This is a genomic window from Kitasatospora sp. NPDC085895 (assembly GCF_040702125.1).
GTDB classification, from domain to species: Bacteria; Actinomycetota; Actinomycetes; order Streptomycetales; family Streptomycetaceae; genus Kitasatospora; species Kitasatospora arboriphila.
Map to the genome: position 1 here is coordinate 14008 of NZ_JBFBJY010000072.1, position 14565 is coordinate 28572.

Annotated in this window: 12 protein-coding genes and 1 riboswitch; of the genes, 4 read left to right on the forward strand and 8 right to left on the reverse strand. The window is 75.6% G+C overall.

The window, feature by feature from the left end:
* Nucleotides 1-108 precede the first annotated feature (108 nt).
* Nucleotides 109-549: a nitroreductase family deazaflavin-dependent oxidoreductase gene (locus AB0442_RS32335; RefSeq protein WP_366167185.1), complete on the forward strand. Its 441-nt coding sequence runs from the start codon at nucleotides 109-111 to the stop codon at nucleotides 547-549.
* A 19-nt stretch (nucleotides 550-568) separates the two neighbouring features.
* Here AB0442_RS32335 and AB0442_RS32340 read toward each other — a convergent pair whose 3' ends face one another.
* The 5 genes from AB0442_RS32340 to AB0442_RS32360 are packed head-to-tail and all read right to left on the reverse strand — an operon-like array spanning nucleotide 569 to nucleotide 7182.
* Nucleotides 569-1918 carry a cobyrinate a,c-diamide synthase gene (locus AB0442_RS32340; protein WP_366167171.1) on the reverse strand — a complete coding sequence of 450 codons (1350 nt, stop codon included), beginning with the start codon at nucleotides 1916-1918 and terminating at the stop codon, nucleotides 569-571.
* Between the two features lie 4 nt (nucleotides 1919-1922).
* On the reverse strand, nucleotides 1923-2519 hold the full coding sequence (cobO, locus tag AB0442_RS32345; RefSeq protein ID WP_366167172.1) for a cob(I)yrinic acid a,c-diamide adenosyltransferase: 597 nt from the start codon (nucleotides 2517-2519) through the stop codon (nucleotides 1923-1925).
* 3 nt (nucleotides 2520-2522) lie between these two features.
* Nucleotides 2523-4583, reverse strand: a complete 2061-nt coding sequence (locus AB0442_RS32350) for a putative cobaltochelatase (protein ID WP_366167173.1) — start codon at nucleotides 4581-4583, stop codon at nucleotides 2523-2525.
* Between the two features lie 26 nt (nucleotides 4584-4609).
* On the reverse strand, nucleotides 4610-6106 hold the full coding sequence (locus tag AB0442_RS32355; RefSeq protein WP_366167174.1) for a cobyric acid synthase: 1497 nt from the start codon (nucleotides 6104-6106) through the stop codon (nucleotides 4610-4612).
* On the reverse strand, nucleotides 6103-7182 hold the full coding sequence (locus tag AB0442_RS32360; RefSeq protein WP_366167186.1) for a cobalamin biosynthesis protein: 1080 nt from the start codon (nucleotides 7180-7182) through the stop codon (nucleotides 6103-6105). The genes AB0442_RS32355 and AB0442_RS32360 overlap by 4 nt, the downstream gene beginning before the upstream one ends.
* Before the next feature lie 113 nt (nucleotides 7183-7295).
* Nucleotides 7296-7431: riboswitch (cobalamin riboswitch) on the reverse strand.
* A 206-nt stretch (nucleotides 7432-7637) separates the two neighbouring features.
* Between AB0442_RS32360 and AB0442_RS32365 the strand changes: the two genes are divergently transcribed.
* From AB0442_RS32365 to AB0442_RS32375, 3 genes are all read left to right on the forward strand, one after another.
* On the forward strand, nucleotides 7638-8327 hold the full coding sequence (locus AB0442_RS32365; RefSeq protein ID WP_366167175.1) for a transcriptional regulator: 690 nt from the start codon (nucleotides 7638-7640) through the stop codon (nucleotides 8325-8327).
* A 104-nt stretch (nucleotides 8328-8431) separates the two neighbouring features.
* Nucleotides 8432-9565, forward strand: coding sequence for an alpha/beta fold hydrolase (locus tag AB0442_RS32370; protein ID WP_363541990.1), 1134 nt, complete (start codon nucleotides 8432-8434; stop codon nucleotides 9563-9565).
* A 167-nt stretch (nucleotides 9566-9732) separates the two neighbouring features.
* Complete coding sequence (locus tag AB0442_RS32375) at nucleotides 9733-11238, forward strand: hypothetical protein (RefSeq protein ID WP_363541989.1); 1506 nt, start codon at nucleotides 9733-9735, stop codon at nucleotides 11236-11238.
* 91 nt (nucleotides 11239-11329) lie between these two features.
* Here AB0442_RS32375 and AB0442_RS32380 read toward each other — a convergent pair whose 3' ends face one another.
* The 3 genes from AB0442_RS32380 to AB0442_RS32390 all read right to left on the reverse strand — a co-directional run bounded on the left by AB0442_RS32380 (nucleotide 11330) and on the right by AB0442_RS32390 (nucleotide 14556).
* Nucleotides 11330-12154 (reverse strand): CDP-alcohol phosphatidyltransferase family protein, encoded by an 825-nt coding sequence (locus AB0442_RS32380; protein ID WP_363542106.1) that lies wholly within the window; start codon nucleotides 12152-12154, stop codon nucleotides 11330-11332.
* A gap of 43 nt (nucleotides 12155-12197) precedes the next feature.
* Nucleotides 12198-12890 (reverse strand): phosphatidylserine decarboxylase, encoded by a 693-nt coding sequence (locus AB0442_RS32385; RefSeq protein WP_344621952.1) that lies wholly within the window; start codon nucleotides 12888-12890, stop codon nucleotides 12198-12200.
* Between the two features lie 463 nt (nucleotides 12891-13353).
* Complete coding sequence (locus tag AB0442_RS32390) at nucleotides 13354-14556, reverse strand: acyl-CoA dehydrogenase family protein (protein ID WP_030266688.1); 1203 nt, start codon at nucleotides 14554-14556, stop codon at nucleotides 13354-13356.
* Nucleotides 14557-14565: the final 9 nt, after the last annotated feature.

The following is a 14565-nucleotide window of genomic DNA, read 5'->3' on the forward strand; positions in this document are numbered from 1 at the left end:
CCGGGGCGGTGGCAGAGTCGTGCCCAGGAACGAGAGCACTGCTCTCGGAAGGGTCCGCCGCTCACTGCCCCGGGAGTTCCCGTGTCCGACACCGCCAGCCGCTACGTGATGCCCACCGGCCGGATCAGCGCCGCCCTGCTGGGCCTGTCCAACCGCACCGTCGCCGCCCTCACCCGCGCCGGCCTCAGCCTCTGGGGCTCCCGCGTCCTCGCCGTGCGCGGCCGCAAGAGCGGCGAGTGGCGCACCACCCCGGTCAACCTGCTCACCCACGACGGGCAGCGCTACCTGGTCGCGCCGCGCGGCCACACCCAGTGGGTGCGCAACCTGCGCGCCGCCGGCACCGGCGAACTCCGGCTCGGCCGCCGCGCCGAGGCCTTCCGCGCCGTCGAACTCCCCGACGCCGAGAAGCCCGCGGTGCTCCGCGCCTACCTCAAGCGCTGGAAGTTCGAAGTCGGCGTCTTCTTCGACGGCGTCGACGCGGACGCCTCCGACGCCGAGCTGCTGCGGATCGCCCCCGGCTACCCGGTCTTCCGGCTCGCCCCGAACTGACGGCGGCGCGGCCCCGGCGTCAGAGCGCCGCGCGGACGAGGCGCTCCGCGAGCTGCGGCGCCCCCGCCCAGTGCAGGTGCAGGTACGAGCCGTGCACCGCGCCCTGCACGAACCCCTCGACGGCCGGCCCGGCCGGGCCGCGCCAGCCCCAGGCGGGCTGCTCCCCGGCGCCCGGCTCGCAGACCGTGCGGTGGAACTCGTGCCCGCGCACCCGGGTGCCCGCCACCGCCAGCGGACCGTCCGTCAGCGCGACCGCCTCCCGGTAGCCCAGCGTGAGCCGCTCGGTCATCCGGGCCGTGTGCGGCAGCACCCCGCACATCTCCTTGCCGTCCAACTCCCGCCCCAGGTAGAGCAGACCGGCGCACTCCGCGGCGATCGGCGCGCCGCCCGCGGCCAGCGCGGCGATCTCCGCCCGGAGCGCCGCGTTGGCGCTCAGCTCACCCACGTACATCTCCGGGAAGCCGCCGCCGACCACCAGCGCGCGGGTGCCGGCGGGCAGGCGCTCGTCCCGCAGCGGGTCGAACGGCACGACCTCGGCGCCCGCCGCGGCCAGCAGTTCGGCGTTCTCCGCGTACGAGAAGGAGAACGCCGCCCCGCCCGCCAGCGCGACCCGCGGCCGGCCCGCGACGGGGGAGACCTCCGCGGCGGCGGACCACGGCCCGGCGTCCAGCGGCGGGGCGCTGCGGGCCAGCGCCAGCAGCGCGTCCAGGTCCACCGAGGCGGCGACCAGCTCGCCCATGTCCCGCACCGCCCACAGGGCGTCCGCGGAGCGTTCCACGGCCGGCACCAGGCCCAGGTGGCGCGAGGGCGTCGCCACCGAGGCGGTGCGCCGCACGCAGCCGAGCACCGGCACCCCGGAGCCCTCCTCCAGGGCCTCGCGCAGCAGCTGCTCGTGCCGGTCGGAGGCGACCCGGTTGAGGATCACCCCGGCCAGGCGCACCTGCGGGTCCCAGGAGGCGAAGCCGTGCACCAGCGCCGCCACCGAACGGGACTGCGAGGAGGCGTCCACCACCAGCACCACCGGCGCCTTCAGCAGCTTGGCGACCTGTGCGGTGGAGGCCAGCTCGCCGCGGCCCGCCGCCCCGTCGAACAGCCCCATCACGCCCTCGACCACCGCGACGTCGGCCCCGGCCGCGCCGTGCAGGAAGAGCGGCGCGACCCGGTCCTCCCCGCACATGAACGCGTCCAGGTTGCGGCCCGGGCGGCCGGCGGCCAGCGCGTGGTAGCCCGGGTCGATGTAGTCCGGGCCGACCTTGTGCGGGGAGACCGCGAGGCCCCGCGCGGCGAGCGCGGCGATCAGCCCGGTGGCGACGGTGGTCTTGCCCGCGCCCGAGGAGGGCGCGGCGACGACGAGACGGGGGATGTTCAACGGACTACCACTCGATACCGCGCTGGCCCTTGCGGCCGGCGTCCATGGGGTGCTTGACCTTGGTCATCTCGGTGACCAGGTCGGCGAAGTCGGTCAGCGGATCCTTGGCGTACCGGCCGGTGATCACCACGTGCTGGCTGCCCGGGCGGTCCTTCAGCACCGACACCACCTCGTCCACGTCCACCCAGCCCCAGTGCATCGGGTAGGTGAACTCGTCCAGCACGTAGAAGCGGTAGGTCTCGGCGGCGAGGTCGCGCTTGACCTGCTCCCAGCCCTCCTTGGCCGCCTCCTCGCTGGACTCCATGCCGCGCTGCACCCAGGACCAGCCCTCGCCCATCTTGTGCCAGGCCACCGTGCCGCCCTCGCCGGAGGCGCCGAGCACGCGCAGCGCGTTCTCCTCGCCGACCTTCCACTTGGCGGACTTGACGAACTGGAACACCCCGATCGGCCAGCCCTGGTTCCAGGCGCGCAGCGCCATGCCGAACGCGGCGGTCGACTTGCCCTTGCCCGGGCCGGTGTGCACCGCGGTGATCGGCAGGGTACGGCGCTGACGGGTCGTCAGTCCGTCGGCGGGGACACTCTCGGGCACTCCCTTGGGCACGGCTCAGGCCGCCTTTCGCTGGGTGGAGACGGAACGGTGGTCGCGGACGAGCGCCGCCACGCCCTCGGCGCGCAGCTCGTCCAGGGTGACGGCGGGGCCGCCGAGGCGGGCCGCCAGGGTGCGGGCCAGACCGAGGCGGACGTGGCCGGACTCGCAGTCCAGCACCACGCTCGCCACGCCCTGCCCGGCCAGCAGGCCCGCGGCCCGCTCGGCCTGCGCCAGGGCGTCCCGGCCGCCGGTGGCCCGGCCGTCGGTGACGACGACCAGCAGCGGACGGCGGTCCGGGTCGCGCATCCGCTCGACCCGCAGCACCTCGTGGGCGCGCAGCAGTCCGGCGGCCAGCGGCGTCCGGCCGCCGGTCGGCAGCTGCTCCAGCCGGGCCGCCCCGACCTCCACCGAGGAGGTCGGCGGCAGGGCCAGCTCGGCGCCGGTGCCGCGGAAGGTGATCATGCCGATCTTGTCGCGCCGCTGGTAGGCGTCCGTCAGCAACGACAGCACCGCGCCCTTGACGGCGCCCATCCGCTGCCGGGCCGCCATCGAACCGGAGGCGTCCACCACGAACAGCACCAGATTGGACTCCCGGCCGCGGCGCACCTGCTCCCGCAGATCGTCCCTGGCCAGCACCAGCGCCCGCCCGGACCGCCCGCGGGCGGCCTGGTGCGGGGCGGCGGCCTGCAGCGTCGCGGTCAGGTGCAGCCGGGCCAGGCGGCCCTGCGGGCGGCGCGCCCGCACGGTGTGCCCGCCGTCGGTCTCCGCGGCCGAGCGCCGTCCCCGGGCGCCCCGGCCGGTGCCCGGCACCTTGAACAGCCGGGTGCGGTACGGGTCGGCGCTGGCGACCGGCGCCTTCTCGCGGCCGGCGCCGGGTGCGGGGCGGGGCGGCGGCGGGGCCTGCTCGGGGGCGCCGGCCGGATCCGGGGCGGGGTCGGCGGCCGCCGAGCCGTCCGGGCCGCCGTCCGGGCCCTCGTCCTGCGGGCCGCCGCCGGGGCCGTCCGGGCCGCCGCCGTCGGGGTCGGTGTCCGGGTCGGTGTCGTCCGGGCCGTCCTCCTCGGCGCCCGCGTGCTCCTCCAGCGTGCGGTCCAGCTGCTCCTCGTCCAGGCCGGGCGCGTCGAAGGGGTTGCGGCGCCGCCGGTGCGGCAGCGCCAGCTGCGCGGCCTTGCGGACGTCCTCCTCCAGCACCTCGGTGCGCCCCGCCCAGGCCGCCAGCGCCACGGCCGTGCGGGCCATCACGATGTCCGCCCGCAGGCCGTCCACCTCGAAGGCCGCGCAGACCGCGGTGATCTGACGGAGCGCCGTGTCCGTCAGCTCCACCTCCGGCAGCAGCTCCCGGGCGGCGGCGATCCGCATCGCGAGCGCCCGCTCGTCCTCGGCGAACCGCGCGGCGAAGCCGGCCGGGTCGGCGTCGTAGGCCAGCCGGCGGCGCACCACCTCGGCCCGTTCCTGCGGGTCCCGGGTCGCCGCGATCTCCACCGTCAGGCCGAACCGGTCGAGCAGCTGCGGCCGCAGCTCGCCCTCCTCCGGGTTCATCGTGCCCACCAGCAGGAAGCGCGCGGCGTGCCGCACCGACACGCCCTCCCGCTCCACGTACGAGCGGCCCATCGCCGCCGCGTCCAGCAGCAGGTCGACCAGGTGGTCCTGCAGCAGGTTGACCTCGTCGATGTACAGCACGCCGCGGTGCGCCCTGGCCAGCAGGCCCGGCTCGTACGCCTTGACGCCCTCGGCGAGCGCCCGCTCCAGGTCCAACGAGCCGACGATCCGGTCCTCGGAGACGCCGACCGGCAGCTCCACCAGGTGCGCGGGCCGCTCCAGCGAACCCGCGCCGCCGTGCGCGCCGTCCGGGCACTGCGGGTCCGGTGCCGCCGGGTCGCAGGCGAACCGGCAGTCGGCGACCGTGCCGATCGACGGCAGCAGCCCCGCCAGGGCGCGCACCATGGTCGACTTGGCGGTGCCCTTCTCGCCGCGCACCAGCACACCGCCGACGGCCGGCGAGACCGCGTTCAACAGCAGCCCGAGCCGCAGGTCGGCCATGCCGACGACCGCGGTGAACGGATAACGGGCGTCACTCATCTGCTCTCCCATGTTCACGGCCCCGCTCACGGCGCACCCGGCGGCACGAACGGCAGCCCCTGCGGTGCCCCGCCCTCGATCAGCTTCCACAGCGCGTCGGTGTCCGCATGCTCCTCGATCAGGTCGCCCAGCCGGTCCAGCCGCTCCTCGCGCGCCGCGGCGAACGAGGTGTCCGGCGCCGGGACGAAGGCCCGCCCGGCCGCCGACGCCACCTCGCGCAGCAGCGCCCGGCGGAAGCCGTCGTTCTCCAGCGCGCCGTGCCAGGTCGTCCCCCACACCGCGCCGACCCGGCAGCCGTCCAAGAAGGCTTCCCCGCCCTCGACGGCCACCACGCCGTGGTGGATCTCGTACCCCTCGACCCGCTCCCCGTACGCCTCGCCGACCGGCCGGCCGAGCACCTTCTCCACACCGAACTCCACCCGGGTCGGCAGCAGCCCGAGGCCCTCGACGGCGCCCGCCTTCGACTCCACCGCGTCGACGATCTCCCGGGAGAGCATCTGGTAGCCGCCGCACACGCCGAGGACGGGCAGCCCGGCCGCCGCCCGCGCCTGCAGGGCGGTGTCCAGTCCGCGGCCGCGCAGCCAGTCCAGGTCGGCCACGGTCGCCCGGGTTCCGGGCAGCACCACCAGGTCGGCGTCGGCCAGCTCCTCCGGCCGGGTCGCCCAGCGGACCAGCACGCCCGGCTCCTGGGCCAGCGCGTCCACGTCGGTGAAGTTCGACAGGCGCGGCAGCCGCACCACGGCCACCCGCAGCACCTCCGCGCCGTGCGGGGCCGCGGTCGGACGGTTCTCCACCGCCGTCGACAGGTCCAGCGAGTCCTCGGCGTCCAGCCACAGACCGGACAGCATCGGCAGCGTGCCCAGCACCGGACGGCCCGTCAGCTCCCGCAACATCTCCAGACCCGGCGCCAGCAGCCGGGCGTCCCCGCGGAACTTGTTCACGAACCAGCCCGCCACCAGCGCCTGGTCCTGCGCGGACAGCAGCGCCAGGGTGCCGTACATCGCCGCGAATACCCCGCCGCGGTCGATGTCGCCGACCACCACCACCGGCAGGTTCGCCGCCGTGGCCAGGCCCATGTTGGCGATGTCCCGGTCCCGCAGGTTGATCTCCGCGGGCGAGCCGGCGCCCTCGCAGACCACCACCTCGTACCGGCCGCGCAGGTCCGCCAGGCACTCCAGCGCCCGCTCCAGCAGGACGGGCTTGCGCTCGCGGTAGTCCAGCGCCCCGACCTCGGCGACCGGCCGGCCGAGCAGCACCACCTGGCTGCGGCCGTCCGCCCCCGGCTTCAGCAGCACCGGGTTCATCGCCGCCTCCGGCGCCACCATGGCGGCCTGCGCCTGCATCGCCTGGGCGCGGCCGATCTCGGCGCCGTCCGCGGTGACGAAGGAGTTCAGCGACATGTTCTGCGCCTTGAACGGCGCCACCCGCACCCCCTGCCGGGCCAGCCACCGGCAGATCCCCGCCGTGACCACGCTCTTGCCCGCGTCCGAGGTCGTCCCTGCCACCAGCAGAGCCTTCGTCACGTGACACTCCCTTGCTTACGTGTGGCGCCGGCGGTGAGGACGGCCGTCCCGGCCGCGACGGTGGGCAGAGCTGCGCGGAACGGAAGGTGCGGCGCCGTCATCGCTTCCCTCCCGGCTCGCGGGCATCCCGCCCCCTGACGTCCCCGTGCCAGGCCGGTGAGGCCGCGGGCGGCCGTGGTGACGGCCAGGGCCAGGACGCCGACGCGGCGGGAGAGGCGGCAGGCGCGTTCGATGTCCGCGACGGCGACCGGGCGGAGTTCGGCGCCGAGGACGGGGCGGTGCTCGACACGCTCGCCGTACTGCAGGGTGCCGCCGAGGCGGACGCCGAGGCCGCCGGCGAAGGCCGACTCGGCCTGTCCGGCGTTGGGGCTGGGGTGCGACGACCCGTCGCGCCGCCAGACCTTCCAGGCGGCCCGCGGGTGCTCCGCCGCGGCGACGGTCAGCAGCGCGGTGAGCCGGGCGCCCGGCCAGCCCGCCACGTCGTCGAGCCGGGCGGAGGCCCAGCCGAAGCGCAGGTGGCGGGGCGAGCGGTGGCCCACCATCGCGTCCAGGGTGTTGACGGCCCGGAAGGCCAGCAGTCCGGGGGTGCCCGCCAGCGCGCCCCAGGTGAGGGCGTTGACGACCGCGTCGGCGGTGTTCTCGGCGACGGACTCGACGACGGCGCGGGCGATCTGCTGCTCGTCCAGGGCGCTCGGGTCGCGCCCGCACAGGTGGGGGAGCCGCCCGCGGGCGGCGGCGAGGTCGCCGGCCTCCAGGGAGCGGCCGATCGCGCGGGCCTCCCGGGTGAGCGAGGTGCCGCCGAGGACCGTCCAGGCGGCGGCCGCGGCGAGCGCGGCGCGGGCCGCGGGACGGCGCCGCAGCGCGTGGTCGGCGAGGGCGGCCCCGGCTGCGACGGCGCCCACGCTCAGCGCGGTGAAGGCGGTGCCGGCGCCCCGGTGGTCGCGCCAGAGCAGGCGCTCCAGGCGTCCGGCGGCGCTGCCGAAGAGGGCGACCGGGTGGCCGCGGCGGGGGTCGGCGAGGGCGGTGTCGGCGAGGTGGCCGGCCACGGCGCCCAGCAGGTAGGGGGCGGAGCTCAGCCGGGCCACGGCCCGGCTCCCCGGTCGGGGCGCAGCGGTGACCGCTGGGCAGCCTGCATGGCGTGCGTGTCCTCACTCAGGGTCCGCGCCCTGGATCGACGAACCGGCGGCGAGAGTCTCCTGGCTTCCGGGTCCGGCGCGCGCTCGGGCCTTCCAGCGGCCCTGTGGCGGACCGCCGTGACCGTGCAGGTCGAGCGTGCTCCCCGGTGACAGTGGCGGGACCGCGCCGGATTCGCACCGGCTTCCTCTGCATGCCTCCGTATGGCCCCGAGATCCCATCACGCGCTCCGACCGCCAGTCAACAAAGCCTCCGGAGGGCTTGGTCACACTCCGTCGCCGGATTCCGTCACCGCCCGCCCCGTACGATCCTCCAGCGCCGGGCGGTTCCGCCGGGGCCGGGTTCGTGCGTTCGGCGTGTGGGTGGTGCCGCGCGGGCGCCCGTACGTTCTTGTCGCATGCGACGCAGACCGTCCGCACCGCCTCCGGTGCCGTTCTCCCCGCCGGCCGCGCGGGCGCACCGCGCCGGGCTCGGCCTGAGCCCGGAGCAGGTCGCCGAGGCCATGGCCGCGCACGGTGTCCGGCTGCTGCCCTCGCACGTGGCGGCCTGGGAGGCCGGTGAGTTCCTCCCGTCGGAGGAGGAGTTCATCGCGCTCTCCCGGGCGCTGTGGTGCCCGCCCGCCCAGCTGATGGGCGTCGCGCCGGCGACCCTGCGGGACTTCCGGCTGGCCCGGGAGCTCACCCGGGAGCAGGCCGCGCACCGGATCGGGGTGGGTGCGGAGACCTACGCGAGGGCCGAGGCCACCGGACGCTGGGACGCGGACGGTGAGCAGGGCCTGGCGCTGGCGCACGTGCTCGGGCTGCCGCTGCGGGTGCTGGTCCGGGTGACCGGGCGTCAGGACGACCTGGACCGACGGCTGCGCCAGGTGGTGGACGGCCGCTGGCAGGCGCAGCTGCGGGAGGTGGGCCGGATCGTGCCCGTCCCGCACGACCTGCTGGGCGGGGTGCTGGCCGACTTGCAGGACGAGTACCTCGTCCCCGGGCACTGGGGCTCGTCGGTGCCGGACGCCGCCCGCCCGCCGGCCCGGCCGCTCGCGGAGCGGTTCTGGGAGCTGCTGGCCCGCCGGGGCACCGACGTGCCGGTCTGAGCCGCCCGGTCCGGGCCGCCCGGACGGACCCGCCCGGGTGGCCCGCTCCCGGGCCGGGGCGTGGACTGGGATCGCCATGTCCGTGCCGCCACACCGGGAGCGCCATGCGTTGGGGAACCGCCGCGATCGTCGCGGCCGCCGCCGTCGGGACGGGTGCCGCGGCACTGCTGATCGGCCGCCGGGTGTCCGAACGGGCCGTCCGGCCCGGGTTCGCGGGAGCCTTCGCGGCCGCCGGGCAGGCGGGCGGACCGGGCATCCGGGTGCAGGAGCTGGCCGCGGACCGCGTCATGCTCACCCGCAGCGTGGAGACCGAGCGCCCCGGCCGCTACGCCCTGGAGTGGGCCGGGGGCGGGCACGCGGTGGTCGGCGACGTGCTGGCCACCGGGCCGCAGAGCGTCACCCGCCGGCTGCTCGCCACCGGCGCCGGCTCGCTGTACAGCGGGACGGAGGTCCGGGTGACCGCCCGCGTGCACCTCGGCGACCCGGCCTCCGCGCTCGGCCTGGACTTCACCCCGAGCGACGTCGAGGGCGAGCTCGGCCCGATGCCGGCCTGGTACCTGCCGGGCATCCGCGGGCTGTGGGCGGTCCTGGTGCACGGTCCGGGCGCCGACCGGCAGCAGGCCCTCCCGGTGCTGCCGCTGCTGCACGCGCTGCGGATGCCCGTGCTGGTGGTCACCCACCGCGGCGACGCGGGCGCCCCGCCCTCGCCGGACGGCCTGGGGCACTTCGGCGAGACCGAGTGGCGGGACGTCGACGCCGCCGTCCGCCTCGCGCAGGCGAACGGTGCCGGCCGGATCGTGCTCTTCGGCTGGTCGCTCGGCGCGACGATGGCGCTGCACACCGCGGCCCGCTCGGCCTGGCGGGAGTCGATCGCCGGCCTGGTGCTGGACTCGCCGGTGCTGGACTGGCCGACGACCGTCCGCCAGGAGGCCGCCCGGGCCGGGGTGCCCGCTCCGCTCGCCGAGCTCGGCGCGCTGGCCGCCGAGGGCCGTACCAAGGTCGACCTGGCCGGCTTCGCCCGGCTGGCCGACGGCACCGACCTGAACGTGCCGGCCCTGCTGCTGCACAGCCCCGTGGACGCGGTGGCGCCCTTCGCGGCGGCCGAGCGCCTCGCCCGGCGGCGCGACGACCTGGTGAGCCTGCACCCCGTCCCGGACGGCGCGCACGCGGCCCTGTGGAACGCCGACCCGGACGGCTACGGCGAGGCGCTGCGCCGCTGGCTCACCCCGTTGCTGTGAGCCCGGCGGGCCCGCCCGCGAGGGGTGTGCTCATGCCAGGTTTCCCGCTCGGAGGACCCGGTTTGGTGGCTGTTGCCCGATCTCATCCCCCGTCCGCGGACCGGACCTACGATCGCGCGTAGAACTCGATGTGACAGAAGGCCGGTACACGGGGAAGACTGCTCGGCGTGACGTCTCGGAACCCGCGCGACCGTGATGCCCCGCTCCAGCCCGCGATCCGCACCGGAGCGACGGTCACCCGTCTGCCAGGAGCGGCCCGCCGGCCCGAGAGCACGCCTCCGGGCGGGCCGGTCCGCCGCCGCACCCCCGCACCCAAGCCGGGCCGCGGCCGGGTGCCGGTGCCGGACGGCTTCCCCGCTCCCGCCGAGCTGGCCCCGCTCGCCCGCCGGATGCTCGCCGACGCGGTGCGCATCTCCCGCTGGGCCGGCGAGCTCGGCGAGGTCGACAAGCGCGGCGAGTTGCTGCCCGACGACGCCCGGGCCGCCGGGCGCGCCCTCGCCATGACCGTCGGTGCCGCCGCCAAGGCCTGGGGCCAGGCCCTGCTGGTCGGCCTGGTCGAGCTGCGCGACGGCGGCGCCGGGCCCGGCTGGCGGCTGAACGCCTGGGAGCACGACGACGAGGCGGTGGTCCGCGGCTGGTCCGCGCTGTTCGACGCCTGGACGCTGCTCGCGCCCGTGCCGCCCGCGGCCATGCGCGGCGTCTTCGCCCTGCTGGCCGGCCAGGCCGTCGACCAGGCGCCGCACCTGCTGTCCTTCCTGCACCTGGTGGACGGGCCCGTCCCGGACAACGAGCTGCTGGAGCTGCTGCGCCGCGGCCTGGACGAGCGCCGGCACGGCGCCGGCACCGGCTCGTTCGGCCCCTCGCCGGTGCCGCACGCCGCCTCCGCGATGTCCGCCGTCCGCGGCACCTGCCGGGAGCCGCAGATCGACACCCCGACCTCCGCGGCCGACGTCGCCGCGGTCCTCGACTGGATGCTGGACGGCCTGGCAGCCGTCGGCGCCCTGGAGCGCCGCGACGACGCCGCCGAGCTCTCCCCGCTCGGGCACTGGGCGGTCCGCGCCAAGCTGGAGGAGATCTGCACCGTCGCGCAGACCGCCGCCGGCCACATCGAGCAGGACGCGCTGGAGCTGCTCGCCGCCTGCGCCGACTACACCCCGGGGCCGGCCCGCGCCGAGTACCGGGCCTGGGTCGCCGCCCGGCCGGCCGACCGTGCGGTCGCCGAGCTGCTGGACGCCGCCCGCGGCGAGGACGCCCTGCTGCGCGGCCTCGCCTTCGAGGCCCTGCGGGTCGCCGGCGGCCCCGCCGAGCAGGCCGTCCGGGCCGCCGTGGACGAGCAGGTCCTGCGGCCGTACGCGCTGCTCTGGCTGGCCGAGCGCTCCGACGACGGCCCGGTGTCCCCGGCCGACGTGCTGGGCGCGGAGGACGCCGCCTGGCTGTGGGTGGACACCGCCGCGGCCGTCCTCGACCACGGCGACACGGCGCTGCTGGTGCCGCACGTCGAGGGCGCCTCGGCGGGCGAGCCGGTGCGGCTGTTCAACCGGGCCCGGCAGTCCGGCCACCCGCGGGCGGCCTCGGTGCTGACCGCCGTCTCCGGCGTGCACCCGGACCCGTCGGTGGCCCGGGCGGCCCGCCGCTCCGCCTTCAGCGTCCACGACGGCGGTGCCGGCCGGTAACGCCCGCACCCGCCTCCCGGGCACGCGAGAGGGGCCCGCATCCGGTTCGGATGCGGGCCCCTCCCGTCGGGTCTGCGGGCCTCCCGCCGGCTCAGCAGCCGCGGGACTCCGCGCGGCGGGCGCGGACGTCGCCCACCTTCTGGCCGACCTTGCGGCGGATCACCAGCAGCGGCGCCATCGCGGCGAGCGTGATCTGGGCGACGGCACCGATGTGCATCAGCAGGTCGCCGCCGGGCAGACCGGCCGCCCAGGCCGCCAGGCAGCCGATCGAGACCACGATCCAGCAGAGCGTCGCGGTGGCGAGCAGGCCCTGCGGCTTCGGGTACTCGATGCGGCTGACCATCAGGTACGCCACACCGAAGATCATCAGAAGGCCCGGCACGAACGGCGGGTCGAGGAGCACGATGGCGATCACCGTCATCGCGCCCATCGGGCACGGCATGCCCTGGAAGATCCCCGGCCGCATCTTGACGGCCGAGAACCGGGCGAGCCGCAGCACCACCGCCAGCAGGACCGTCAGCGCGATGAACGCCGAGAGCTGCTGGTTGCTGTCCGGCGACACGATGCCCCAGACCGCCACGAAGTACGCCGGGGCGATGCCGAAGCTGATCAGGTCGGCCAGGTTGTCCAGCTCCGCGCCCAGCGCCGAGGAGCGCAGCTTGCGGGCCACCAGGCCGTCGAACAGGTCGCACATCGAGCCGATCAGCAGCAGCGTGACCGCGGTGGCGGCGCTGTTGCGGTTCGGCGCGGTGGTCTCACCGGTGAGGTGCGGCATCAGGACCCCGGTGGTGATCGAGTAGATCGCCAGGAAGCCGCAGACGGCGTTCCCCAGGGTCAGGAAGTCGGCGGTGGACAGGTGCTGCGGCGAACGGGGCGCCCGCAGCTCGCGGTCGCGCGCCCAGCGGCGGCGCCGCAGCTCCGTCTCCTCCTCGTCTCCGAGGCCGACGAGAGTCTCAGGATCAGTCACGGTCAAGGCGCGTCACCCCGGCGGTGGTCTTCTGGCCGACCTCGACGCCGACCTCGACGCCTGCCGGCAGGTACGTGTCGACGCGGGAGCCGAAGCGGATCAGACCGATCCTCTCGCCCTGCTCGACCTTGGTGCCGGCGCTCACGTACGGCACGATGCGGCGGGCCACGGCCCCCGCGATCTGGACCATCTCGATGTCGCCGAGTTCGGTGTCGAAGTGCCAGACGACCCGCTCGTTCTGGTCGCTGTCCTTGTTGAACGCCGGGACGAAGCCGCCGGCGACGTGCTCGACGGACGTCACGGTGCCGGGCAGCGGGGCCCGGTTGACGTGCACGTTGAGCGGGCTCATGAAGATGGCCACCCGGGTCCGGCCGTCCGGCCAGGCGTCGATCGACTGCACCACGCCGTCCGCGGGGGAGATGACTCTGCCGGTGCCGATCTCACGCTCCGGGTCGCGGAAGAACCACAGCATGCCCGCACCGAGGGCGCAGGCCGGGACAGCCGCCAGGGCCCACTTGCCGGAGCGCCGGGTGAGGGCGGTCGTCACGGCGGCGGTGGCCAGGGTCGGGGCGAACCAGGGGGTCGCGCCGCGCGCGATCGTCACGCGCGGACGCCGACCGGCCGTCGGTGCGGCGAAGGGGTCGCCGCCCGGGACGGAGGTGTGAGGGGACGGGCTGATGGGCATCGAAGACCTTAGTCGCGGGGGATCATGGCCGCTGGACGGGGGCCACCGCGGGGATCGGGTACATGGGGACGCTGTCCCGGTGGATGCTATCGGGACCAGGCGGTAGGTGGGCAAGCCGCCTGTTCGTGGATATGCCGGGCATGGTGCCGAACCGTGCCTGCTATGTATACGACCGTAGCCGAGGCGGGGTGGTTCCCCAAGGGCTCGGGCGTGGCGCGTGACCCACCTCTCATCGCACGCCGGGCGCCCTCCGCGGAGGGTCGGCACGCCGGGGGACGCCGGCGCCGCCACGGTGTGCAGAGGCGGCCGCAGGGCGCGTACCTGCTGGTATGCGCCCTGCGGCCGCCTCCGGGCCCGCCGCACCGCCCCCCACGGCTGACCAGGCCGTACCGGTGCGGCAGGGGGCCGGGAACGGGCCCGCACGCCCGTGCCCGACCATGCGGAAAGTCGGGGACGGGCCTGATCAGTCGGCCAGGCGGTACTCCTCGAGCAGCCGCCGACCGACGATCATCTTCTGGATCTCCGCAGTACCTTCACCGATGAGCAGCATCGGGGCCTCGCGGTAGAGGCGCTCGATCTCGTACTCCTTGGAGAAGCCGTAGCCGCCGTGGATGCGGAAGGCGTCCTCGACGACCTCCTTGCAGTACTCGGAGGCGAGGTACTTGGCCATGCCGGCCTCGAGGTCGTTGCGCTCGCCGCTGTCCTTCTTGCGGGCGGCCATCACCATCATCTGGTGCGCGGCCTCGACCTTGGTGGCCATCTCGGCGAGCTTGAACTGGATCGCCTGGTGCTCGGCGATCTTCTTGCCGAAGGTGGTGCGCTGCTGGGCGTAGGAGATGCCCAGCTCGAAGGCGCGGCGGGCGACGCCGCAGCCGCGGGCGGCGACGTTGACGCGGCCGACCTCGACGCCGTCCATCATCTGGTAGAAGCCCTTGCCGGGGACGCCGCCCAGGATGCGGTCGGCCGGGATGCGGACGTCCTGCAGCACCAGCTCGGTGGTGTCGACGCCCTTGTAGCCCATCTTCTCGATCTTGCCGGGCACGGTCAGGCCGGGAACCTTCGGGTTCGGGCCGAAACCGGGCTCCTTCTCGATCAGGAAGGTGGTCATGTTCTTGTACGGGGTGGAGCCGCCCTCGTCGGTCTTGCAGAGCACCGCGACCAGGGTGGAGGTGCCGCCGTTGGTCAGCCACATCTTCTGGCCGTTGAGGACGTAGAACTCGCCGTCCTTGACGCCCTTGGTGGAGATCGCCGCGACGTCGGAGCCGAGGCCCGGCTCGGACATCGAGAAGGCACCGCGGATCTCGCCGGCCGCCATCCGCGGCAGGAAGTACTCCTTCTGCTCCTGGGTGCCGTGCGCGTTGATCATGTGCGCCACGATGAAGTGGGTGTTGACGATGCCGGAGACGGACATCCAGCCGCGGGCGATCTCCTCGACCACCAGGGCGTAGGTCAGCAGGGACTCGCCCAGGCCGCCGAACTCCTCGGGGATGGTCAGGCCGAACAGGCCGAGCTGCTTCATCCCCTCGACGATCGCGGTCGGGTACTCGTCCTTGTGCTCCAGCTCGGTCGCGACCGGAATGATCTCCTTGTCGACGAAGTCCCGCACGGTGGCGAGGATGTCCCGCTGGATCTCGGTGAGGCCGTCGGTCTGTGCGAGGCGTCCCATCGTGCGGCT